The sequence below is a fragment of the Rahnella laticis genome (genome assembly GCF_015644585.1).
GTDB lineage: Bacteria > Pseudomonadota > Gammaproteobacteria > Enterobacterales > Enterobacteriaceae > Rahnella > Rahnella laticis.
In genome coordinates this window covers 133,662-158,225 of sequence record NZ_JADOBI010000007.1, presented here as the reverse complement: position 1 = coordinate 158,225, position 24,564 = coordinate 133,662, and the positions used below count along the sequence as shown (strand labels likewise).

At 51.8% G+C, this 24,564-nt stretch carries 18 protein-coding genes; 7 read left to right on the top strand and 11 right to left on the bottom strand.

Going from position 1 to position 24,564, the window contains the following annotated elements; translation table 11 throughout:
• Positions 1–46: 46 nt before the first annotated feature.
• A complete protein-coding gene (locus tag IV433_RS16830) occupies positions 47–880 on the bottom strand; it encodes an XdhC family protein (protein WP_195815081.1) in 834 nt (277 codons plus the stop codon).
• Between the two features lie 367 nt (positions 881–1,247).
• On the opposite strand from IV433_RS16830, the gene ygfK reads away from it, so the two are divergent.
• Genes ygfK through IV433_RS16815 form a run of 3 tightly spaced genes read left to right on the top strand, consistent with a single transcriptional unit; the run spans position 1,248 to position 7,137 of the window.
• Positions 1,248–4,355, top strand: coding sequence for a putative selenate reductase subunit YgfK (gene ygfK / locus IV433_RS16825; protein WP_195815082.1), 3,108 nt, complete (start codon positions 1,248–1,250; stop codon positions 4,353–4,355).
• Positions 4,356–4,357: 2 nt separating this feature from the next.
• Entirely contained in the window at positions 4,358–5,686 is a 1,329-nt protein-coding gene (gene ssnA, locus IV433_RS16820; protein WP_195815083.1) for a putative aminohydrolase SsnA, read from the top strand.
• Positions 5,687–5,733: 47 nt separating this feature from the next.
• Positions 5,734–7,137 carry a nucleobase:cation symporter-2 family protein gene (locus tag IV433_RS16815; protein ID WP_370530266.1) on the top strand — a complete coding sequence of 468 codons (1,404 nt, stop codon included), beginning with the start codon at positions 5,734–5,736 and terminating at the stop codon, positions 7,135–7,137.
• A gap of 47 nt (positions 7,138–7,184) precedes the next feature.
• Here the strand turns inward: IV433_RS16815 and IV433_RS16810 are convergent, their stop codons facing one another.
• The 6 genes from IV433_RS16810 to IV433_RS16785 all read right to left on the bottom strand — a co-directional run bounded on the left by IV433_RS16810 (position 7,185) and on the right by IV433_RS16785 (position 13,951).
• Positions 7,185–8,744 carry a serine hydrolase domain-containing protein gene (locus IV433_RS16810; protein WP_195815084.1) on the bottom strand — a complete coding sequence of 520 codons (1,560 nt, stop codon included), beginning with the start codon at positions 8,742–8,744 and terminating at the stop codon, positions 7,185–7,187.
• A gap of 78 nt (positions 8,745–8,822) precedes the next feature.
• Entirely contained in the window at positions 8,823–9,596 is a 774-nt protein-coding gene (locus tag IV433_RS16805) for an ABC transporter ATP-binding protein (RefSeq protein WP_152326279.1), read from the bottom strand.
• Positions 9,593–10,423, bottom strand: a complete 831-nt coding sequence (locus tag IV433_RS16800) for an ABC transporter ATP-binding protein (protein ID WP_195815085.1) — start codon at positions 10,421–10,423, stop codon at positions 9,593–9,595. Before IV433_RS16800 ends, IV433_RS16805 begins: the two co-directional genes overlap by 4 nt.
• On the bottom strand, positions 10,423–11,349 hold the full coding sequence (locus IV433_RS16795) for an ABC transporter permease (protein ID WP_195815086.1): 927 nt from the start codon (positions 11,347–11,349) through the stop codon (positions 10,423–10,425). Before IV433_RS16795 ends, IV433_RS16800 begins: the two co-directional genes overlap by 1 nt.
• Positions 11,346–12,359, bottom strand: coding sequence for an ABC transporter permease (locus IV433_RS16790; RefSeq protein WP_195815087.1), 1,014 nt, complete (start codon positions 12,357–12,359; stop codon positions 11,346–11,348). The genes IV433_RS16795 and IV433_RS16790 overlap by 4 nt, the downstream gene beginning before the upstream one ends.
• A complete protein-coding gene (locus IV433_RS16785; protein WP_195815088.1) occupies positions 12,356–13,951 on the bottom strand; it encodes an ABC transporter substrate-binding protein in 1,596 nt (531 codons plus the stop codon). Before IV433_RS16785 ends, IV433_RS16790 begins: the two co-directional genes overlap by 4 nt.
• Positions 13,952–14,201: 250 nt before the next feature.
• Here IV433_RS16785 and IV433_RS16780 point away from each other — a divergent pair, with 250 nt between their 5' ends.
• The gene (locus IV433_RS16780) at positions 14,202–15,314 is read left to right on the top strand and encodes a dipeptidase (RefSeq protein ID WP_195815089.1); all 1,113 of its coding nucleotides are present in this window, start codon (positions 14,202–14,204) and stop codon (positions 15,312–15,314) included.
• Positions 15,315–15,405: 91 nt separating this feature from the next.
• Here the strand turns inward: IV433_RS16780 and ydgH are convergent, their stop codons facing one another.
• Complete coding sequence (gene ydgH, locus IV433_RS16775; protein WP_195815090.1) at positions 15,406–16,359, bottom strand: DUF1471 family protein YdgH; 954 nt, start codon at positions 16,357–16,359, stop codon at positions 15,406–15,408.
• Between the two features lie 537 nt (positions 16,360–16,896).
• Between ydgH and pntA the strand changes: the two genes are divergently transcribed.
• Positions 16,897–18,426, top strand: a complete 1,530-nt coding sequence (gene pntA / locus IV433_RS16770; RefSeq protein WP_195815200.1) for a Re/Si-specific NAD(P)(+) transhydrogenase subunit alpha — start codon at positions 16,897–16,899, stop codon at positions 18,424–18,426.
• Positions 18,427–18,436: 10 nt separating this feature from the next.
• Positions 18,437–19,828, top strand: coding sequence for a Re/Si-specific NAD(P)(+) transhydrogenase subunit beta (gene pntB / locus IV433_RS16765; RefSeq protein WP_195815091.1), 1,392 nt, complete (start codon positions 18,437–18,439; stop codon positions 19,826–19,828).
• 73 nt (positions 19,829–19,901) lie between these two features.
• On the opposite strand, the gene uspE is transcribed toward pntB, so the two are convergent.
• Complete coding sequence (gene uspE, locus IV433_RS16760) at positions 19,902–20,861, bottom strand: universal stress protein UspE (RefSeq protein WP_195815092.1); 960 nt, start codon at positions 20,859–20,861, stop codon at positions 19,902–19,904.
• A 155-nt stretch (positions 20,862–21,016) separates the two neighbouring features.
• Positions 21,017–21,772 (bottom strand): FNR family transcription factor, encoded by a 756-nt coding sequence (locus IV433_RS16755; protein WP_013575564.1) that lies wholly within the window; start codon positions 21,770–21,772, stop codon positions 21,017–21,019.
• 436 nt (positions 21,773–22,208) lie between these two features.
• On the opposite strand from IV433_RS16755, the gene IV433_RS16750 reads away from it, so the two are divergent.
• The gene (locus tag IV433_RS16750) at positions 22,209–23,234 is read left to right on the top strand and encodes a TerC/Alx family metal homeostasis membrane protein (RefSeq protein WP_195815093.1); all 1,026 of its coding nucleotides are present in this window, start codon (positions 22,209–22,211) and stop codon (positions 23,232–23,234) included.
• An 87-nt stretch (positions 23,235–23,321) separates the two neighbouring features.
• Here IV433_RS16750 and IV433_RS16745 read toward each other — a convergent pair whose 3' ends face one another.
• Entirely contained in the window at positions 23,322–24,542 is a 1,221-nt protein-coding gene (locus IV433_RS16745) for a glycosyltransferase family protein (protein ID WP_152326270.1), read from the bottom strand.
• Positions 24,543–24,564 lie beyond the last annotated feature (22 nt).

The window sequence follows — 24,564 nt, the reverse complement described above, 5'->3', positions numbered from 1 at the left end:
TATGTTCAGGTTTAGCCGGAGGTGATTTTTCGCTCCGGCATTCCTTTCAGGCCGGTATTTCTGCCTCTACCTGCTTCGTTGTGAAACCTCGCGCGGCGCAGTTCATGAGCAGTCCGCTGGTGTTATTTTTTACCTGGAGGATCTCGGCCATGACGCTGATGGCAATTTCCTCCGGAGTTTCCGCTCCGATGTCGAAACCGATGGGGGCATGAAGTGATGTAAGCAGAGCAGCAGGGGTACCTCCGGCGACCAGTTGCTGAGTAAATGAGTGAACTTTACGACGGCTGGCCAGTAAGCCAAGGTATTTAAAAGGCTGGTGAATCAGAATATTGATGACCTCAAGATCATTACTGTTCGTTGCAATTACGACGTATGTATTTTCATCAAACGTAATTTGCGATAACGCGTCGGTAAAACTTGAGCTTAAAAGAAGTTTTGCTTCCTGTGGAAAATCCCGGGGCTGCAGATTGGGAGCATGAATGTCAGTCACCAGCAGGGTGAAATTAAGCCTGGCCGCGACCTGTGCAATGGCCCGGTTGACATGACCGCCGCCGACCAACACCAGCTTCGGCCGGACGCCGTGAACACTGATAAATACTGATATCGCGCCACCGCAATCTGATCCAACGGCATCTTTTCCCTGCCGCGCCATACGTCCGTGAAACACGCGTGATTTTCCCTCCTGTAACGCCAGCAAAGCTTCTTCGATAACCTTTCTTTCCATCATGCCGCCACCTATGGTTCCGAGAATGTTGCCGTCAGATAAAACCATCATCTGACCCGCATGGCGGGGTGCTGAACCTTTACTTTCAGTGATCACAGCCATCGCAAAAGGAATATTTTGCTTTTCCATATGTGCCGCTTCAGCAAATAAACTCATAGTCTGTCCTTATAGTGTTTGGCTTGAAGTAAAGAAAGATGCAATTTTCATGCCTTCGAAAAATGCATTTTTTATCATGAAATATTATTTATTCAGCATGAAATTATCAATGTGATAAATATCAGCTCCAAAATTGATAATCCAATGCGCAGGAGAATACTCTCTGTCTGGTGCCATCGTCTTGCTGAGAATAGCTATTATTCCCGCTGGCATATGACCCGAGTAAATTAAAATTTTACGAGGCTCCTCACGAATTATTACTGACAACTTTTACTGTGATTAACTTGGCCTGAATGTTGCTCATTGTTCATGACTACATTATTCCGTTTGTGGAATCCAACTAATATCAGAAAGTAAGGAGACTTCTATGGGAGACATCATGCGTCCCATTCCTTTCGGCGAACTGTTGTCGAGGATCTTTGAGGAATACAAAGAAAATAAATCCATCTTTGGGATCCCGGAAAAACAGTTCTATCGTCAGGACGCCCACCGGCTGGTTCGCGTATTTAATGAAACGTGTGAAACGCCCATAGGACCGGCTGCCGGCCCGCATACTCAGCTGGCGCAGAACATCGTGACGGCCTGGCTTACGGGCGGGCGCTTCATTGAATTGAAAACCGTACAAATTTTAGACCGGCTGGAGCTGGAGAAACCCTGTATTGATGCTGAAGACGAAGGTTTTAACACAGAATGGTCAACTGAATATACGCTCAGTAAAGCCCATGATGAATATCTTAAAGCCTGGTTTGTCCTCTATTTATTAGAAGAGATTTTTTCACCCCGTCAGGAAACACAGGCTAAATCCTTTATTTTCAATATGAGCGTGGGCTATGATCTTAAGGGAATACAGCAACCCGCCATGCAGTCATTTATTCATGATATGATGGACTCATCACATCACCCTAAATATTCTCATTACCGTAATGTATTACAGGCATTTGTTGAGCAATATGCGTTTCCTTCATCATTAAACATTGAAAGCAAGAAGGCACGGCTGAATTTATTAACGGAACGCATTCCCGCAAATATGGTCAGCGGTCTGACATTATCGACAATGCACGGTTGTCCGCCCACTGAAATAGAAGCTATTTGCCAATATATGCTGGAAGAAAAGGGGCTGCATACTTTCGTAAAACTTAACCCGACATTACTGGGTTATACGCGGGTACGGGAAATTCTGGATGGGTGCGGATTTGGCTATATCAAGATAGATCCGGTTTCTTTCGAACATGATTTAAAACTGGACGAAGCCAAAGCGATGTTACATCGCCTTTTAGCGGTGGCCGCAAGGAAAAAACTCAATTTTGGAGTCAAACTCACCAACACATTGGGAACGGTGAATACGAAGGGCCGGTTGCCGGGCGGCGAGATGTATATGTCCGGGCGCGCTTTATTCCCGTTGTCTATTAACGTGGCTTTGGTTCTTGCGCAGGCTTTTAATGGCAAGCTGGCTATTTCCTACTCCGGTGGAGCGAGCCAGGTCAATATTCGTCAGATTTTTGACACCGGGATCAGACCCATCACGCTGGCGACAGATCTATTGAAACCCGGCGGATATTTGCGCCAAACCCAATGTTTGCAGGTTCTTGAACAGTCTGAATGCTGGAACATGACGGATATTGATTTGCCGAAACTGGAAGCTCTGGCGAAGCAGTCTCTGTCCATGCCTTATACCCAGAAAGAGTGGAAATCGCCGGAGGAAATTGATGCCGGAGGCCCGTTGCCGCAGACAGATTGCTACGTGGCACCTTGTGTGAGTGCCTGCGCAATCTCGCAGGATATCCCCGGATATATTCATTTAATGGGGGAGAACCGGTATGAGGAAGCGTTGGAGCTGATTTACCGGCGTAACGCATTACCTGCGATAACGGGACATATTTGTGATCACCAGTGCCAGAATAATTGCACACGCCTCGATTACGACAGCGCGCTCAATATCCGGGAAATGAAAAAAATTGCGCTTGAAAAAGGCTGGGAAGGCTATAGCCAGCGCTGGCATAAACCAGCAGGAAGCGGTGAAAAAAATCCTGTTGCGGTGATTGGCGCAGGCCCGGCGGGTCTGGCTGCAGGGTATTTTTTGTCACGGGCAGGGCATGCGGTCACGTTATTTGAACGTGAACCTCATGCAGGAGGCGTGGTTAAAAATATTATCCCGCATTTCAGGATCCCCGCCGAAGCAATCTTGCATGACATTGATTTTGTGGCAGCGCATGGTGTTAAGTTTGCATATGGTTGCCGTGATGACCTCACGATAAATATGCTGCACCAGCAAGGCTTTAAGTACGTTTGCATTGGTATCGGCGCCGGAAAAAACAGCGGGCTCTCCCTGAAAGGCGACAACGGTAACGTTCTTAAATCTTTTGATTTCCTGCGCAAATTTAATCAGGAAGCAACGTTATCTCTGGGGCGTAACGTGGTCGTTATCGGCGCGGGTAACACCGCGATGGATTGTGCAAGGGCCGCCAGGCGTGTTCCGGGCGTGCAGCAGGTGACAATTCTTTATCGCCGCAGCATGAAAGAAATGCCCGCGTGGCGCGAAGAATATCTTGAAGCTCTTAAGGATAACGTTCAATTTCGCTGGCTGGTTAACCCTGAGCATTACGCCGCTGACGGAACGCTCACCGGACAGGTTATGGCATTAGGCGAACCTGATGAGAAAGGGCGTCGCCGGCCTGAGTTTACCGGTGAGACGGTTACACTCCATGCTGACTGCGTGATTACGGCTATCGGGGAACAACCTGATATGGCCGCGCTAACGGCGCTCGGGGTGCCTCTGGAGTCAGACGGTTTGCCACAAGTCAGCAAACTGACTCTGGAAACCGGGCGAGAAAATGTTTTCCTCATGGGCGATGTGCAACATGGTCCGTCTTCTATCGTTGCCGCAATGGGCGATGCACGCCGCGTGACCGATTGCATTCTGGCACGCGAACAAAAAGTACAGCCGTCAGACTCCGGCTTGCCGGTAAAAGTGAGCGAGCAGGACATCTACGCCCGAAAGGGACTCATTCAGCTAAATCCTGTACATGCAAAACAGCGGAACGCTTTTGTTATGCAGGAGGCTGCCCGCTGTCTGGAATGTCATTACGTCTGCAGCAAATGTGTAGATGTTTGCCCGAACCGCGCCAATGTTTCCATCGCGGTTCCCGGGTTCAAAGACAAATATCAAACCCTGCATCTTGATGCCAGCTGTAATGAATGTGGTAACTGTGCCCAATTCTGTCCCTGGAGGGGCAAACCTTACAAAGACAAAGTTACCGTTTTTAGCCTGGAAGCCGATTTCGTTAACAGCACTAACCCTGGCTTTTATCTTGAAGGGAAAAAGATCCACGCGCGGCAGGGCGGTAAGGTTTATGCACTCTTACTTGACTCACAGGGACGGGTGAAAAAAGTGCCGGAAGGTCTTGAAGATTTGTGCCGCATTATTACGCAGGTCACAACAAATCATCGTTACCTATTGGGACAGGTGGAGGCATAAAAATGCAAATTCTAAAAAATGCGACTGTTGTGCAATTTGATCCGTCATGTGTCATTGAACATCTGGATATTGTCATTGACGGGAGTGTCATCAAAGAGGTCGGTTCGGGCATTGCCGATCATTATCCGCAGGCAAAAGTCATTAATTTAAACGGCAAAATTGTTATGCCTGGTCTGGTCTGTGCTCACAATCATTTTTATTCGGGGCTTTCACGGGGAATTACGGCGAAAATTGATCCTTGCCCTGATTTTATTTCAACATTGAAAAACCTGTGGTGGAAATTAGACCGCGCACTGGATGAAGAATCTTTATATTACAGTGGCCTCATTTGCTCGCTGGAAGCCATAAAGAATGGCTGTACAGCGGTCATCGATCATCACGCTTCTCCACAGTTCATCAAAGGTTCGCTTAACGTACTGCGGCAGACTTTTATTAAAGCCGGTCTGCGCGGAATGACTTGCTTTGAAACCACGGACCGAAATGGAGGAAGCCGTGAGTTATGGGCTGGTGTTGAGGAAAATATCGCTTTCGCTCATCTGATTGACCGCGAGAAAAAATCTGGAACAGAACCCTATCTGGTTGAAGCACATATTGGCGCTCATGCTCCCTTTACCGTCACCAATGAAGGGATGGAGATGCTGCGTGAAGCCATGAAAGCCACCGGGCGCGGGCTGCACATCCATGCCGCGGAAGACCGGTATGATGTTTCGCACGGTCACGATAAATACGGGCAGGATCTGATTGCACGACTTGACCATTTCGACTTGATCGACGCCAAAACTCTGATCGCGCATGGTTTGCATCTCTCAGATGCGGATATTGCCATTCTTAATGACCGTGACGCTTTTCTGGTACACAACGCCCGCTCAAATATGAATAACCAGGTGGGATACAACCATAAACTTTCTCAAATCCGTAATCTGGCCTTAGGGACAGATGGCATTGGCAGCGACATGTTTGAAGAACTCAAATTCGCCTTCTTCAAACACAGGGATGCTAATGGAACGCTATGGCCGGATAGTTTTATCCGATTCGTGTACAACGGAAACACTCTGCTGGCACGAAATTTCAACGCCCGTTTTGGCCGTGTGGATGCAGGCTATAAAGCCGATCTCACGATCTGTGATTACGAGAGTCCGACGCCATTATCAGGAGGAAATATAGGCGGGCATATCGCCTTTGGACTGAACAGCCAAAGCGTTCATAGCGTGATGGTTGACGGGAAGATTGTGTATGAGAACCGCGAGTTTGCCTTTGATGTGGCTCCGATCTATGAGCAGGCGCGTAAAGTCTCGCAGGCTCTGTGGCAGCGAATGGAACGCCTGAATTAATCTTGCCTGAATAGCCGGATGTATGAGTCTTCGGATAAGGATTTATCGTGAAAACTGATAGCGCAGAATCTGTCATTACTCCTCCTTACGCTGAAAGCGTAAAAAGCTCCGTTCACCCGGTAGATCAAGTATTGCCGCTTGGAAAAATGCTGGTCTACGGGTTGCAACACGTACTGGTGATGTACGCGGGGGCGATTGCTGTTCCTCTGATCATTGGTAAAGCCGTCGGGTTTACCAATGCGCAAATCATTTTACTGATCAGTACTGATCTGTTTATTTGCGGATGTGGCACCATTTTGCAGTCAATCGGGATTGGAAAGTGGATCGGCAGCCGTTTGCCGATTGTTCAGGGATGTACGTTTGCCGCGCTGATCCCGATGGGGCTGATAGGGCAACAATACGGGATTGGCGGCATTTCGGGGGCGGTGATTATTGCCGGTTTGTTCACCCTGATATGCGCACCACAGGTTTGTAAACTGGTCCGTTTTTTCCCAAAAGTGGTGATGGGAACCATTGTCACGCTGATCGGGCTATCTATTTTGCCGGTGGCGGGGGGCTGGATAGGTGGCGGCAACGTTTCAGCGCCTGATTTCGGCAGTTATCCCTCGTTGCTGATGGCGCTTTTCACTCTGGCCGTCATCATGTTCATCTACATTTTCGGCAAAGGAATGTGGAAAAACATCGCCGTTCTGATTGGAATAATCCTCGGTACTATCGTGTATAGCATGATCCACGGTTTTGACTGGCAACAGGTCAGCGATACCGGTTGGGTAGCCATTCCGTCACCCATGTCTTTCGCCCGCCCACAGTTTCACCTTATGCCTGCCGTTCTGATGTCAATGGTGATGATTGTCGTCATGGTTGAAACCATGTCATCTATGATGGCAATGGGGGAAATTGTTGAGCGTCCTGCGGACCGGGATACACTCAGACGGGGGCTGCTGGCCTGCGGCAGTGCGACGTTTGTCGGTGGAATGTTTAACATGTTCCCTTACGCCGCCTTTGCCCAAAACGTGGGTTTGGTCAGTATGACCGGCGTTCGTAGCCGATTTATCGTCGGTACGGCAGGTTGCATACTGATTGTGATGGGGCTTTTTCCGAAACTGGCTGCTCTGGTGGTCGCGGTGCCTAAACCGGTTCTGGGCGGTGCGGGAATTGTGATGTTTGGTATGGTTGCCGTCTCGGGGATCCGCACGCTGGGGAAAGTGGATTATCAAAATAACAATAACCCGATGGTGGTGGCGCTAACGCTGGGTATTGGCATGCTGCCGGTTCTGGTTCCGCAAATTTTTCAGCAGGTCCCCACGACTGCGGGGATGTTTTTACACAGTGGAATTACCATCGGTACCGCAGTCGCGATAATCTCGAATCTGCTGCTAAATGCACATAAGAAGCCAAATAAACCGGTCGTTATTCCGGGTTGTGATGACTGCAAAGTGCAGGAGAAGTAGTTCACTAATTGAATGCGCCGCGTGTGGAAGCGGCGCATTCGGGCCGCTTATTTTGCCGTCGGCCAGCTGATTCGGCATTCGTCACGGCGGAAATTCAGCACGCGGCTGCGGTTTGAAATCAGCCGGACGCTGTAACCCTGGAAGTAGAGGCAGAAGTTTTTCTTCCACGGTCCGTCGGGGAGTTCGACCAGCAGACGTCCCGCGCCGAGCGACGTCAGTTGTCCGCAGGCGCGTAAAGTGCCAACCCCAATCCTGAACTGATCGCCTTCGATATCAAACGCGGCTTTGGATTCGGGATGGTACCAGCGCCCCTGAACCATTTTCAGGCAATCATTGGGTTCTACGGGCGTGAAATACCGCGATGCATGGCCGATTTCACCCTGAATCGCTTTGCCGTCCCAGCGCAAACGCATCGGCATGTGAGCGGAAAGCGTAATGGCTTCTTCCGCGTCTGCGCCCTGATATAAGTTGTCGGCGGAACCGAGATAGCTGGCGGTGCCGTTGCTGACTTTCAGCCAGTACGGCTCGGCGGTGCTGGCGTAAAGACCGTCCGGCAGTGCGTTGCTGCGCGGCGGTAACGGAGCGGCGAGCAGGGCGGACATGACTTCCAGCGCGTGAGTGTACGCGGTGGTGTCTTCGCGGTTGGAAACCAGCGCCACGCCGACGTCCAGTTCAGGATGCAACAGGAAGTAGGTTTTATAGCCGGCATGTGAACCGCCGTGGCCGTAAACCGTATGTTCACCGATTTGTGAAGACGTGGTGCCCAGACCGTATGCCGACGGAATCTCGCCGTGCAGATAACGTTGTTGTGTCAGGGTTTTCAGCACGCCTGCGCCGGGGCCGGTATTGCTGAGTAAGCTTTGCAGCCAGACGGTCAGCGAGCGCACGCTGCCGGTCAGGCTGCCGGACGCGGAAAGGTGCAGCCCGGCGACGGCGGTTTTCCAGCCGGTCGCGTCCTGCCAGTAGCCGGGCACCAGCCCGTGGACGATATCAAACCAGGTTTCCGGCGCGTGGAAAGCAATGTCCAGCGGTTGCGCGATATGCTTTTGCAGCAGGTCTTCGAACAGAATGCCTTTTTGTTTCAGGATCTCTTCAACCAGCCGGTAGCCGGTGTTGCTGTAAGAAATCTCGGTACCCGCCGGGAAATTCAGCGCGCCGTCCTGCGCCAGAAAATCCATGATTGCCCCGGCTTCGCTGACGTTATAAACCGATACGCCCAGCAGCGATAAGGTTTCGCGCACGTCCGGCAAACCGCCGGTCATGTCCAGTGCCTGGCCTATCGTCACTTGTGCCATCGGGGCTTTTAGCTGAGGTAAATACTGGCCGAGGGTATCGCTGAGGGAAAGTCCTGCATCACTGCGAAGCAGTGCGAGAGTGGCAAAAATATGTTTGGTGACGGAGGCATAACGCACGACGGAATCAACGCTGAAAGGTTCTGTGGTCGTCAGATTCGACAGGCCGCCGGTGGCGTAACCGCGCAGCGTTTTGCTGTCAAAAAGGGTGATAGCGCCACCCGGTTCACCGGGTTTATTCCATTTTTCAGTGATGCGTTTTGCTGTCGTTTCAGCCGCCTGCCACTGTAAAGCAGACTGTGCGGTGGATGTCATTAACATCTCCTTAATTGTCTATCAGTGAATAAGACGGGCAGCCCGGACTGCCCGTGAAAACCGAATCCGCCGCCGGGGCTATTCGGGCTCCTCTAAACTGAGACTTAACGATCTTAACTCTGCTGTGTGCGGATGGGTGACGTTGCCTGTCCGCAAATCGTCTGCACTCAGAAGCTCGACCATTTCACCACCAATCATGACGCCGATGCTGGTGCAAAGATGCGCTACGACGGCCAGATTGTGGCTGACCAGAATATAGGTCAGTTTCCGGCGCTCACGCAGATCGCTCAGCAGGTTCAGAATTTCGGCCTGAACCGAAACGTCCAGCGCCGACGTGGGTTCATCAAGCAGCAGGATTTCCGGCTCGGAAATCATCGCCCGCGCAATCGCCACGCGCTGGCGCTGCCCGCCGGAAAGCTGGTGCGGGAAACGAAAACGCACCGCCTGCGGCAGCCCGACTTCAGCGAGCGCATCGGTAATGCGCTTTTCGATATTCAGGAAACCGTGAACGATCAGCGGTTCACTCAGAATGCGGTCGATGGTCTGACGCGGATGCAGCGAGCCGTATGGATCCTGAAAAACCATCTGCACGCGGCGGAAAAATCGCTTCTGCCGCACCGGCATCTGGTCTTCGCCGCCAATCACCATTTCACCCGACCACGACCGGTTCAGCCCGGCCAGTGCGCGTAAAATCGTGGATTTACCCGAGCCGCTTTCGCCGACAATGCCAAAGCATTCGCCGGGTGCCACGCTGAAGCTGACGCCTTTGACCACTTCCGTATCGCCGAACGCAATGCGCAGGTTATTGAGGATGATTTTGCTGTTATCTAAAGAAGGGGATTCTACTGTCATGAGGTTTTCCAGGCTTCATCACGCACCAGCACCGGCAGTCTGTCACGCGGATGTTTCAGTGACGGCAGGCATTCCAGCAACCCGCGCGTGTAAGGATGTTGGGCTTTCAGCAGATCACCGGCCTGTAATGTTTCGACGATGCGTCCCGCGTACATCACCGCCACGCGGTCGCAGAATTTGGAGACCAGCGGCAAATCGTGGCTGATCAGAATCAGGCCCATTCCCCGGCTGGACACCAGGTCATCCAGCAAACGCAGAATTTCCGCCTGAACGGTGGCATCGAGCGCGCTGGTGGGTTCGTCGGCAATCATCAGTTCAGGATCCGGTGCCAGCATCATGGCAATCATGATGCGCTGGCCCATACCGCCGGAGACTTCATGCGCGTAACGTTGTGCCACTTTATGCGGCTCACGGATTTTCACCTGATCAAGCAGTTCAATGGCGGCGTTCATCGCCTGTTTGTTCGAGCCACCTTTGTGCGTCTGCCACGCTTCGGCCACCTGTTTGCCAACCGGCATCACCGGATTGAGCGAGTATTTCGGATCCTGAAGGATAAAGCCGACGCGCTTTCCGCGTATCTGGCGCATCTGTTTTTCACTGGCATTACGCAGATCAATGCCGTCGAAAGAGAGCGTTTCCGCGCGGCATTTCGCGCTGGACGGCAACAGGTTCATCAGACAGCGCGCGGTCAGGGATTTCCCCGAACCGCTTTCGCCAACGATGCCGAATTTTTCCTTGCCCAGAGAGAGCGAAACGCCGCGAACGGCATCAAAACTGCCGCTGTTGGTCTGGAAGGTAATATGCAGATCTTTGATATCAACCAGCATCATTTCTCCTTAGGATCGAGGACGTCGCGCAGCCCGTCGCCGAGGAAGTTAAACGCCAGAGAAGTCACGAAAATGGCAATCGCCGGGATCAGTGGCACCCACCATTCGCTGAACAGGAAACGGCGTGCGGTCGCAATCATCGCGCCCCATTCCGGCGACGGCGGTTGTGCGCCCATGCCCAAAAATCCGAGGCTGGCGGCGGTGATAATGATTGAACTCATGTCCAGCGTGATGCGCACGACCAGACTTGGCACGCACAGCGGCATGATATGGCGCAGCACAATGCGGGCGGGCGTTGCACCGGTCAGACGGCAGGCGGCAATGTAATCCGTGCCGCGCACCTGCATGGTTTCGGCGCGTGCCAGACGGGCATACGGCGGCCAGGCGGTGAGGGCGATGGCGAGAATGGCGCTTTCGATGCCGGGCCTGAGTGCAGCCACGAAAGCCAGCGCCAGAATCAGACGCGGGAAGGCCAGAAAGATGTCGGTGATGCGCATCAGAATGCGATCCAGCAATCCACCGGCGTAACCCGCGACACAGCCGATCAGCAGGCCAACCGGCGCGACAATCGCCACGACGATAATCACCATGCCGAGCGTGATGCGTCCGCCGTACAGAATGCGGCTCAGCGTGTCGCGGCCCAGCTCATCGGTGCCGAGCCAGTGCAGGGACGACGGTTTCGCCAGACGGTGCGCCAGATCCTGCGCGCCCGGATCATAGCTGGTCAGCCACGGCGCACAGATTGAAATCAGCAGAACCACCAGCACGGTAAACAGGCCGGTGATCGCCAGTGGATTTTTGCGCAGGCCGAGCCAGATGCGGTATCTGCGCCCCCAGACCGCTTGTCTGCGGGTGTGAGGCGTATCCGCCAGCAGCCAGGCGCGGCTGCCTGCGCGGGGTTGCGATGTGACAGGTAAAATGCTCATGTTACGCGGGGATCCAATAGTCGGTAGAGAAGGTCGGCCAGCAGGTTAAGCAGCACGTAAATGGCGCCAATCAGCAACGTAGAGCCGATCACCGGGTTCATATCGGCGTTCATTAATGACACGGTGAGATATTGCCCGAGGCCCGGCCACGAGAAGACGTTTTCCGTGACGACGGCGCCCTCGAGTAAACCGGCGTAAGTCAGGGCCAGAACCGTAATCAGCTGTACGCCCACGGTCGGAAACGCGTGTTTCCAGATGACACGCTGTGCTGACAACCCTTTGGCGCGCGCGGTGATGACGTATTCGCCGCCGAGCGCGTTAAGCATGAAAGTGCGGGTCATGCGCGTGATGTAGGCCATGCTGAAATACGCGAGGATCAGAACCGGCTGAGTCATGTGCGCCAGCGCATCCCAAAATGCCCCCATATCGCCTGCGATCAGCGAATCGACCGTCAGTAAACCGGTGACCTGCGGGATCATGTCCTGATAGATGATGTCCTGACGGCCCGGGCCGGGCGCGATGCCTAACGCGGAGTAGAAAATCAGCAGGCTGAGCAGCGCGAGCACAAACACCGGCAGGGAGTGGCCGGCCAGACACACCACGCGGATGGTCTGGTCAATCCAGCTTCCCTGACGCGTTGCCGCCCAGACGCCCAGCGGAATGCCGACGATGGCCGCAATAATAATCGCCGCCGTGGCCAGTTCGAGCGTGGCCGGGAAGAAACGCGCGATATCGGTCGTGACCAGATTGGACGTCAGGGCAGACCGGCCTAAATCACCGTGAAAGACCTGACTGATGTAATGAAAGAACTGCATCCAGAGGGGCTGATCCAGCCCCATTTCATGACGAACCCGTTCGACGACTGCCTGCGGTGCATTGTCGCCCACCGCAGCCAGAACCGGGTCCGTCGGCATGACGCGACCAATAAAAAACGTCACCACCGACAGACCAAACAAAGTAAGACAAACGCTGATGCAGGTACTCAGAAATCCATTGAGTCTCTTGCTCACGCTTTAACAACCTTCTCGTATGGGCTGGTGCTCATTACAGTCAATACCACACCGGAAATCACGTTACGGCAGGCGGCGGTCATGGTCGGTTGCAGCATGATGGCAAACGGGCTGTTTTCCATATGTTTGGTCTGCAATTCTTCGTAGAGTTTGATGCGGGTGGCGGGATCTGATTCTTTCAGCGCCTGGGTGCTGAGGTCAGAGATTGATTTATCCTGCCAGCTGCAACGCCACGCCAGCGTGCGGCTTTTTGCGGCATCGGTGTTATCCGGGTTGCTGCAAAATGCTTCGGCGTTAGAGTTCGGATCAAAGTAGTCCGCACCCCATTGGGTCATCGCCAGCTGTTGCTGACGCGCACGCATTTTGGTCAGCACCTGACGGCTTTCTGCCGCGAGAAGCGTCACTTTGATCCCGACTTCGGCGAGGTTAGATTGCAATGCCTGCACAATGTCAGAAGAAGGGGACGCGGAATAGTGATCGAGCGTGATTTCAAACCCGTTCGGGAAACCGGCTTCGGCCAGCAGCGCTTTGGATTTCGCCACATCGCGTTTGTACATGATGGTGTTCACCGCCGCCGGGAACCCTTCAGGCAGGAAGCTCTGATGGATTTTGTGCGTCAGCGGCACGATATGCTGCTGAATGTTTTCGTAATCGATCGCCCATTTGATCGCCTGCCAGACCTGCGGTTTCGCCAGGTTCGGGTGCGCGGTATTGGCGGAAAGCATGAATGTTCCGGCAATCCCTTTCTGAACCAGCGTGAAGTTTTTATCTTTCAGCAGCGGACGCAGCTGTTCGGTGGTCAGGTTACGTGCGATATCGATATCGCCTTTTTGCAACATCAGCAGCTGGGCAGACGGGTCGATAATGTGGCGCATGATGATGCGCTGGATTTTGCCCGCGTGCGGGTTGTTCTTGTTGCTTTCGAGAATGACGGATTCACTGACTTTCCAGTCACGCAGTTTAAAGGCACCGGAACCGGCGCTGTTTTTCTTCAGCCAGGCGTTACCTAAATCCTCACCGGCCTGATTCGCCAGACAGGCGGATTTCTGCACGATGCTGCCGACGTTGGCGGTCAGGCAATATAAGAGGAATGATTCGGAAGCGGGTTCAGCGGTTTTGATCACCAGAGTTTCGGCGTCTGGTGCAGTAATCAGGCTGTCAACGTTGTCTTTGGTGTAACCAAACTGGTTGATGATGTAGGCCGGGCTTTTATCCAGTTTGACCACGCGTTGCAGGGAGAACGCGGCATCTTCAGCGGTAACCGGTTTGCCGTCGGCCCATTTGGCTTTAGGATCCAGTTTGAAGGTGAAGGTTTTTTTATCGTCAGAAGCGGTCCATGACAGGGCCAGATCGCCTTCGATTTCATCAGGGGAGGCCAGCTTGGGTTTCACCAGTTGCTGATACATATTGCCGGTAATTTCGCTGCCCACGGACTCGAAGCTTTCATGCGGGTCAAGGCTGGTAATGATATCGAGTTGGATCGCCATCACCAGAATCGAGGCGGGCGTGGCCGCAAACACGGAATCAAATTTAAGGTATGACAGCACAGGTATTGCAGAAAAACCGGTAACAAATTGACGCCTGGTAACCATAACTACTCCCATCGTGTTGATATATAAAAGTAAAATTAAAAATTACGTGGTCAGACCCTTGACTTAAACTCAGGCAACTGGCTTAAATGAAAAAACGTTGCTTTGCACCTGTCGACGTTTCGTATCGAAAAAACTAATCTGAAGCGTACTGTGTTTGTTCTTCGTTGGTGCAATCGTTCGCAGGTGATGCACTTCGTCTGAACAAATCTCCGTTGTCTTAGTCATGCTTAATCAAAGGTAGACCTTTTTTATGAATAACGTAGCGCACGGAACTGAAGAATTAATGCCGGTATTTGATGGACATAACGATGTTTTGCTACAGCTTTGGAAAGAACATCGTCAAAATCCTGAACGCGCATTCCTTCAGGGACCCGCCAGCGGACAATTAGACCTGCCGCGCTGTCGTGAAGCGGGCTTTGCCGGCGGGCTGTTTGCCGCGTGGGTACCCACTCCAGATATTGATCTTGCAAATAGCGTGCCTGATCGCTCAGTCGACACGCGATTCCTCGTGGAAGGTACTCAAAAACATCCTGATTTTTCTCCGACACCTTCTTTCGATTTTGCACGTGATGTCACATTTGGCATGATGGCTTTTTTGCTCAGAATTGAAGAACAGTCGCAAGGAAAGGTGAAAATTTGCCGTACGGCGCAGGAAATCCGTCAGTCCATCGATAACCATGCATTAGCTGTGGTGATGCACATCGAAGGAGCGGAGGCGATTGATGAGGATTTGTATAATCTGGACGTGTTGTACAGCATGGGGCTCCGCTCTCTGGGGCCGGTCTGGAGCCGTCCGAACATTTTCGGTCACGGCGTGCCGTTCAAATATCAAACCTCGCCGGATACCGGCCCGGGGCTGACGGAAGCGGGCGTCCGGCTGGTGAAAGCCTGCAATCAGAAACGCATCATGATTGATCTGTCGCACCTCAATGAAAAAGGCTTCTGGGAAATTGCCGGGCTGAGTGATGCGCCGCTGGTCGCCAGCCATTCCAATGCGTTCAGCATCTGCCCGCAGTCACGCAATCTGACCGACAAACAGCTGGCTGCTATCAAAGAGAGCAACGGTTTCGTCGGCCTGAACTTTGCCGTGCCGTTCCTGCGTGAAGACGGTAAAAGGAGCGACGATACCGGCACCGACATTATGGTGCGCCACGTGGATTATCTTGTGGAGTATTTGGGCGAAGACAACGTGGGCTTTGGCTCGGATTTTGACGGCGCGTCAATGGCACCGTTCTTGTCGGACGTGCGCGGTTTGCCTGTGCTGGTCAATGCGCTGCATGAAGCGGGTTACGGGCAGGCGCTGCTGGAGAAGATTTGCTACAAAAACTGGGTTAACGTTCTGGAAAGAACCTGGGGGAAATAACGTTCGCAGAGAACCACGCAGCGACGTGAATTGCAGAAAGTAAAAAGGCAGCCCTGAAAGGCTGCCTTTTGTATTTTAGCGTTAGTCAGACTTATTTGAAGAAGTCTGCGCTCACGGTCAGGTTGCCGCCGCTTTTGTTCTGCCACTGACGGGTAATGTGGTAGAACTTGGCGCCTTTCGCCGCAGCACGGTTCGCCACTTCCTGAGAAACGTCGGTGGTGCTGTTGAAGTGGCCGGTGAAGGTAGTGGAATCGAACGGAACCATCTGAGCAGCGGTGACGTCGTTCACTTCCTGAATTTTAGCCCCGTTAGTTGCCGTGACGGTGTAACGCTGGCCGGTAGAAGACTGCGTCTCGAAGAAACGGCCTACTGAACGGCTTGGGCTGCCGGAAGAAGCCACGCCCGGGATCTCAACTTTCTTCGCTGCTGCACCGCCTGCTGCCAGCGCCGCTTTACCCGCTTCGGAATCAGCAGGAATGGCATCCGGAGACTGAACGACGCGTTTAGGTGCATCTTTCTTATAAATGAACGCAGTGATGTACTGGTTGCCGCCGCTGTTGGCATCAATCTGGCGCACGATGAAGAAGGAGTAAGCCCCTTTCTGTTTCGCGGCCTGAGTAATAGCATCATTAACGTCTGGCTGGCTGCGGTAGAAACCGCTGACAGTCACAGTATCAAAAGGCTCAAGGCCGTAAGCGACGTCTTTCGGAAGCTCTACAACGCCGTTAATCACGCGGTAATGCGGGTCATTGCTGACTTCAGGCGCATCTTTTTTATAGATATCTGCAACTACGCGCCAGTTACCGCTATTGTTAGTGGTATTGGTATCTTGAATATAGAAATAATCTGCACCCAGCGTATCGGCACGGCGGGAGACGGCGTCAGACGCGTCGCCCAGCGTGTTAAATCGCCCGGTAATAACAATGCGATCAAAAGGCTTGATGGCTGCTGCTTTCTGCGGGCTAATTTCCTGCGCGGCATGTGCTGCGGACAGCGCAGAAATAGAAAACAGGGCCGATGCGATGATCGTTTTTGTCAGCTTCATAAAAAATCCTTTCACCTTGCGCTGTAATGTTGAAACGTGCTGAATTCTTGATGTGTAACAGGTTAGCGGCCGATTATTGCATGTAACAATGCTGAGTGTCTCAGCAATTTATGGCAATAATGCGAGCGGTATCGAGATATCACACCTCTTTTTTTACTGTCCCTAACTTATATAAGTTTGATGAATAAACCAAGTAGTGAAATAAATGTTAATTATTCACTATTTTCTAACTTTTATGCCCGCGCCGGGCGGGGTAGAGTGAGACTTACCTGAGTGATTGATCCGGTATAAATAGGATTCTCAGGTGAAATAAAGGCCTGTTTCTCACGGTTTGCAGCAGGTTTGCGGACCATATCAATTTTTTTATTATTAATTGCCTGACTATCGCTGCGATACGTAGATTATTGATTAGATATTCAGTAGGTTATACCCAGCCTGCAAAAACAGATTTTCGGTCGTTTATATAACCGACAGGCTGGTAATTGAATTGTTATGTCGATGACACAAATCATCAATGAAAAGGGTGAAGGGAATACTATGCGTATTGGTGTACCAAAAGAGCGGTTGACCAATGAAGCCAGGGTTGCAGCCACGCCGAAGACGGTGGAACAGTTGCTCAAACTCGGCTTCACGGTGGCTATCGAACAGGGTGCCGGTAAGTTAGCCAGCTTTGAAGATTCCGCGTATGAAGAAGCGGGGGCCTCGGTCGTCAATGGCGATGATGTATGGCAATCAGATATTGTTTTGAAGGTCAATGCGCCTGAAAACGATGAAATTGACAAATTACAGGCAGGAACCACGCTGGTCAGCTTTATCTGGCCCGCGCAAAATCCTGAACTGATCCAAAAATTGGCCGACCGTCAGGTGACGGCGATGGCAATGGATTCTGTGCCACGTATTTCCCGCGCGCAATCTCTGGATGCCCTGAGCTCGATGGCTAACATCGCCGGTTACCGTGCGATTGTTGAAGCTGCGCATGAATTTGGCCGTTTCTTCACCGGGCAAATCACCGCCGCCGGTAAAGTCCCGCCTGCAAAAGTCATGATTATCGGTGCCGGTGTGGCTGGTCTTGCTGCCATCGGTGCAGCAGGCAGCCTTGGTGCCATCGTTCGTGCGTTTGATACCCGCCCTGAAGTTAAGGAGCAGGTACAAAGTATGGGCGCTGAGTTCCTGGAACTGGACTTCGAAGAAGAAGCGGGCAGCGGTGACGGCTACGCGAAAGTGATGTCCGAAGCGTTCATCAAAGCGGAAATGGCGCTGTTTGCAGCTCAGGCTGAAGAAGTGGACATTATCGTGACTACCGCGCTGATCCCGGGCCGTCCGGCACCTAAACTCATCACCAAAGAAATGGTCGCCTCCATGAAACCGGGCAGCGTGATTGTCGATCTGGCGGCGCAAACCGGCGGTAACTGTGAACTGACCGTTGCCGACAAAATCACCACAACTGAAAACGGTGTGAAGATCATCGGTTACACCGATCTGCCAAGCCGCCTGCCAACACAGTCTTCGCAACTGTACGGCACCAACCTGGTTAACCTGCTGAAACTGCTGTGCAAAGAGAAAAACGGCGAAATCGAAATTGATTTCGAAGATACCGTTGTGCGCGGCGTGACTGTGGTGAAAACCGGCGAAGTCACCTGGCCTGCGCCACCGATTCAGGTTTCTGCACAGCCACAAGCTGCGAAAGCCGCTGAACCTGTAGTGAAAGCAGAAGCTAAACCGGCTAACCCGTGGACCAAATTCATCATCATGGCCGTCGCCATCGTGCTGTTTGGCTGGCTGGCCAATGTTGCTCCGAAAGAATTCCTCTCCCACTTTACCGTTTTCGCGCTGTCCTGCGTGGTCGGTTATTACGTGGTCTGGAATGTCAGTCATGCGTTGCATACCCCGTTAATGTCGGTCACTAACGCCATTTCAGGGATCATCGTGGTGGGTGCCGTGCTGCAAATCGGTCATGGCGGTTGGGTCAGTTTCCTGTCCTTTATTGCCGTTCTGATTGCCAGTATCAATATTTTCGGCGGATTCACCGTCACTCAGCGCATGCTGAAGATGTTTCGCAAGAACTAAGGGGTAACATATGTCTGGGGGTTTAGTTACAGCAGCATATATTGTTGCCGCTATTCTGTTTATTTGCAGCCTTGCGGGGCTGTCAAAACATGAAACGTCAAAGCAGGGTAACATTTTCGGTGTCACAGGGATGGCTATCGCGCTGATCGCGACCATTCTTGGGCCAGACTCCGGCAATGTAGGCTGGATCATCGTGGCGATGGTGATTGGTGGTGCAATTGGCGTATATCTGGCACGTAAAGTCGAAATGACTGAAATGCCTGAGCTGGTGGCAATCCTTCACAGCTTCGTGGGTCTGGCTGCGGTTCTGGTGGGCTTTAACAGCTATCTGGATCACGGTGCTGTACCGATGGAAGGTGTGATGGAGAACATCCATCTGACCGAAGTGTTCCTCGGCATCTTCATCGGTGCGGTGACCTTCACCGGTTCGATTGTGGCGTTTGGCAAACTGCGCGGAATTTTCTCTTCCAAACCGCTCGCACTGCCACACCGTCACAAGCTGAATCTGGCGGCGCTGGTCGTTTCTTTCCTGCTGATGGTGACGTTCGTTCGTACCGATAGCGTGGGCCTGCAAGTTCTGGCACTGCTTATCATGACCATTATTGCCCTGGGTTTCGGCTGGCATCTGGTTTCTTCCATCGGTGGTGCGGATATGCCGGTGGTGGTTTCCATGCTGAACTCCTATTCCGGTTGGGCCGCGGCGGCCGCAGGCTTCATGCTGAGCAACGACCTGCTGATCGTCACCGGTGCGCTGGTGGGTTCTTCCGGTGCGATTCTGTCCTACATCATGTGTAAAGCGATGAACCGTTCGTTCATCAGCGTGATTGCGGGTGGTTTCGGTACTGACGGTTCTTCTACCGGCGATGCGGAAGAAATGGGCGAATACCATGAAGCGTCAGCCGAAGAAGTGGCCGACATGCTGAAAAACGCCAGCTCAGTGATCATCACCCCGGGCTACGGCATGGCGGTGGCACAGGCGCAATATCCTGTACACGACATCACGGCGAAACTGCGTGCGAAAGGTATCAAAGTCCGTTTTGGTATTCACCCGGTGGCCGGGCGTTTACCGGGCCACATGAACGTGCTCCTGGCTGAAGCAAAAGTCCCGTATGACATCGTGCTGGAAATGGACGAGATCAACGACGACTTTAGCGATACCGATGTGGTGCTGGTGATCGGTGCGAATGACACGGTGAACCCGGCCGCGCAGGAAGATCCGCGCAGCCCGATCGCCGGCATGCCGGTGCTGGAAGTGTGGAAAGCGCAGAACGTTATCGTATTTAAACGTTCGATGAACACCGGTTATGCCGGCGTACAGAACCCGCTGTTCTTCAAAGAAAATACGCAAATGCTGTTTGGCGATGCGAAAGAAAGCGTGGAGAAAATTCTGCGCGCGCTGTAATTCTCCATCAGTATTTCAGTAATGAAAAAGGCCAGTCTGATGACTGGCCTTTGTTTTATCCGTTGTTCAGACGTTATTCGTCGTCATCTTCTTCGTCATCGTCCGACGTAATAGGGCACTCGAAATCATCGGGCTTAATGGCCAGCAAATCACATTTCAGATGATCGATCACCTGTTCTGTGGTATTGCCCAGAAACGCCGCAGACAACCCGGTACGCCCGATAGACCCCAGCACCACCACACCCGCTTGCAGATGCTCCGCAAGATCAGGAATGACTTCTTCCGGCAGGCCTTTTTCCACATGCGTGAATTTTTCGTCGAGCTGGAATTTCTGGCGTAGCGCTTTCATCGCAATCAGATGCTGACCGCGTATCGCGTCGTTGTAAACGCTGGGGTCAAAATCGGGAAGTTCGATGGCGATGTTAATGGGTGTCACAGGATATGCGCCGACCAGATGGACTTCGGTCTGATTCACATGGCTGGCGAGTTCGATAGTCTCTTTCACCAGTTTGATGTTGAGCGGGTCGTGATACGGCTCTTCGCTGGAAAGGTTAACGGCAACCACCGCTTTACCGCCTTCCGGCCACGGCTGGTCTTTCACCATCCAGACCGGGCAAGGGCACTTGCGCAGCAAATTCCAGTCCGTCGGAGTGAAAATAACGGATTCAAGACGGTCATGCTGATGGGCCATTTTCAGAAGCAAATCATGATTTCCGGAAATCACTTCCTGAATAATCGCTTCAAAAGGTTTGTTGTGCCAGACGACTTTCACATCAATCGGAATGCCCGCGTCGACATAATAGTGGCATTGCTCTTTGATCCATTCTTCTCTTTCGCTGATCACGCTCTGGCGCATGCTGGTTCGCTCATCCGGCGAAAGCATGGTCGTCATTTCGTACGAAAAGTCATAAATGGACAGGAAAGCTTTGATGCGGCCACCGTTACGCTGCACCAGATAAACGGCACGACGCAGTGCGGGTTGGTCATCCTGATTGGGGTCTATAGCAACCAGTAAATTCTGATACTTAGCCATGGGGACTCCTTAACACCTGTAAGAGAACGGCGGTCAGTGTATTAAGTACAGAGTAAACCAAGATTAAGCAATCGGACAGAGGAGAAATTGAGTCGGATCAACAAATTATTCCTTGAATGATCCGACGCCAATCTATTAGAAGAAAATCAAAACGGTCAGGCAGAAACGGGGGCAGACTGTCCGGCTAACTGAGAAAGCATTTCGTGATTCTCAATCGTAATGTACTTGCCTTTAACACTCAGCATTTCTGATTTTTGGAAACGGCCCAGCAGACGGCTGATGGTTTCAACGGTCAGGCCGAGATAGTTACCGATGTCACCACGGGTCATGGTCAGGCGGAATTCGCGCTGAGAGAAGCCACGTTGTGCAAAACGGCGGGAGAGGTTGTAGATAAACGCCGCCAGTCTTTCTTCAGCATTTTTCTTCGACAACAGCAGGATCATATCCTGGTCACCTTTGATCTCACCGCTCATCAGACGCATCATTTGCTGGCGCAGATTTGGCATTTTCCCGGAGAGGTCATCAAGTGTCTCAAACGGGATTTCACAAACCATGGACGTTTCCAGAGCCTGTGCGAAACTTGGGTGCTGTAAACCACCAATGGCATCAAAACCGACTAAATCGCCTGCCAGATGGAAACCGGTAATCTGTTCGTCACCTTGTTCAGTGATGGTATAGCTTTTGATGGTCCCTGAACGGATGGCATAAAGGGATTTCAGTTCATCACCGGCTTTAAACAATGCCTGACCTTTTTGGATCGGCTTTTTCCTTTCGATGATGTTATCCAGCTGATCGAGTTCATGCTCGTTCAGGGTGAAAGGAATACAAAGCTGGCTGATGCTACAGTCCTGACAATGGATTGCACAGCCACCAGATTGGATACGTCGAATAATACGTTTTTCTGGGATCATGATAGTCACTCTGGCAATATTGATATGGGTCAATTTTAACATCTTTTGCTGCGAGTGATAAGTAGCTGAATGGAGCGAAAAGAGCGAAATGTTAAAAAACCCCGATTTTAAACAGGTTTTTTTTCGGAATATTTTGATCTGAACTGGGAATTAAGTCGAATTGAGAATCAATGAGATTTAAAACTGCGTCAAATTATCCGTTAAAATTATAATTCTATTTTAATGAATTAGCCGTCTGAATCAATTTATAGCAACCTAAGGATATTCCCTGACGATGAATTATTCGCGGGCGTGAGATTCAATTTCCACCCTTAATTTGCCGCGCGAGATTATGGCACAAAATGCCACCTGCCAACGACTTTGATACCCATTCGCTTCGCAACCGCATACAATGCGCAGATTCGTTTAGCTTTCGTTTAACTTTAGGAAAGGTGTAATGCAGTCTGATTCTCTGGGATTCCCATTCGAAACGACCGTGGTTTTTGTTGTCGTGGCCGTCGCCGCGCTGCTGATTGATATCTTCGCGCATCGCAGCCACAAACCGATTGGCCTGAAAAGCGCTTCAATCTGGACCGTCTTCTGGATTGCTGTTTCTCTCAGCTTTGCCGGTTTTTTGTATATCCATCATGGCAAAGAAGTCGCCAGCTTGTTCCTGACCGGTTACGCGCTGGAGCAGGTATTGTCCGTGGACAACCTGTTCGTGATTATGGCGATTTTTTCCTGGTTTAAAGTGCCCGATGGTTATCGTCATCGCATTCTTTACTGGGGCGTTATCGGTGCCATCGTTTTTCGCGGGATTTTTGTGGTGATCGGCACCAGCCTCCTGGCGCTGGGGCCGTGGGTTGAAATGGTGTTTGCCGTTGTCATTTTGTGGACGGCGATTCTGATGATGCGTGCTGGCAACGATGATGAAGAGAATGATGATTACTCGGATCACATCGCTAACCGTCTGGTGCGCCGCTTTTTCCCGGTGTTCCCGAAACTGGTAGGGCCGCATTTTCTGGTCAGCAGCGAGCAGGTCGAAGCTGAACTGGCGAAACCGGAAAATCAGGGCTTCAGCTTTACCGTGAAGAAGGGTGTGCGTTACGCCACGCCGCTGTTGCTGTGTATTGCCGTTGTGGAAATCTCCGACCTGATGTTTGCTTTTGACAGCGTGCCTGCGGTCATTGCCGTCAGCCGCGAACCGCTGATTGTTTATTCCGCCATGATGTTCGCCGTGCTGGGCTTACGTACGATGTATTTCGTGCTTGAGGCGCTGCGTAAATATCTGGTGCATCTGGAAAAATCTGTGATTTTCCTGCTGTTTTTTGTTGCAGCAAAACTGGCGCTGAACTCAAGTAATCATCTGTGGCATCACGGGATAGAAATCGAGGCGTTAACCAGTCTTTACGTGGTGCTGGGTGTGCTGGCGCTGGGTATTGTGGCCAGCTTACTTTTCCCTGGAAAAAAAGAATCTGCCTAGTTTCTAATCCGTAATTTGCTGATCAGTTCCATAAAAAACGCTGCTATCGCAGCGTTTTTCTTTTCTGTTTTCAGAATCCTCAGGGTGTTACACGTCGCCTTCGTTATCTTTTTCCACCGCTTCATGAATGCGATCCAGCATATCCGGAAACGCCGACTGCACACGGCTCCAGCTCGGAATAAACGGTTTTTCACTCGGCGTATCCACAAACGCCTGACCGGCTTCCATTATCGCACCGGAGAAGAGTTCTACTGCGGATTCTTCACTGTGGCGGTCAAACGACAGGCCATTCATCCGCGCATCATTCTCAAAACTGTCTATCATATCCAGCGCGTTGCGGTAATACGTGGCTTTCAGAATACGGAACGACTCGCTGGTGATATTCACGCCGAGAATTGCCATCTTACGGTACAGCGCTTTGGTGATATCAATACTCATGCGCTGCAAACCGTTGGTGGCGTCATCTTCTGACATCGGCTGATGCTTGTGATCGTAATTATCAGCGATGTCCACCTGACAGATACGGCGCGTCGCGGTATTGCGGTGAAGTTCGGACAACACGCCAATTTCCAGACCCCAGTCGCTGGGAATGCGCAAATCATTCAGAACGTGCGTACGCATGGCAAATTCACCGGAAAGCGGATAGCGGAAGGTGCGCAGATATTCCAGAAAATCCGAATGACCATAAACAATTTGCAGCGATTTAAGCAGCGGGAACACGAGCAGACGCCCGACGCGGCCGTTAAATTTCCCGTCCGCCACTCGGGCGTAATAGCCCTTGCAGAAATCGTAATGGAAATTCGGGTTTGCCACCGGATACATCAGACGCGCCAGCATGTCTCGGCTGTAGGTGACAATGTCACAATCGTGCAGCCCGACCACCGAGGTGCGGCGCGATGCCAGCGTATACCCGGCGCAAAACCACACGTTGCGGCCTTTGCCCGGTTCATTTGGCGAGAGATTTTCTTTTTTAAGCTCTTCATCCAGCGCCTTCAGACGCGGGCCGTCATTCCACAAAATACGGTGACGCTGCGGCAGGCGGGAAAAAAATTCGCGGGCAAATAAAAACTGATCGCGGTCTGCGCGATCTAAACCAATGACTATTTCTTCCAGATAGGGGACTTTTGTCAGCTCATCAACAATATGGGTCAGCGCCGGGCCTTCAAGTTCTGAAAACAATGAAGGTAATATTAATCCCATTGAACGGCGGCCTGAAAACACCTGCAAATCGTATTCCAGTTCTTCAACTTTACGGTTAGTCAGGTTATGAAAATTAGTGATTACACCATCCTGATAAAAATCGCTCATACGGTATTCTCCAATTTTAGAA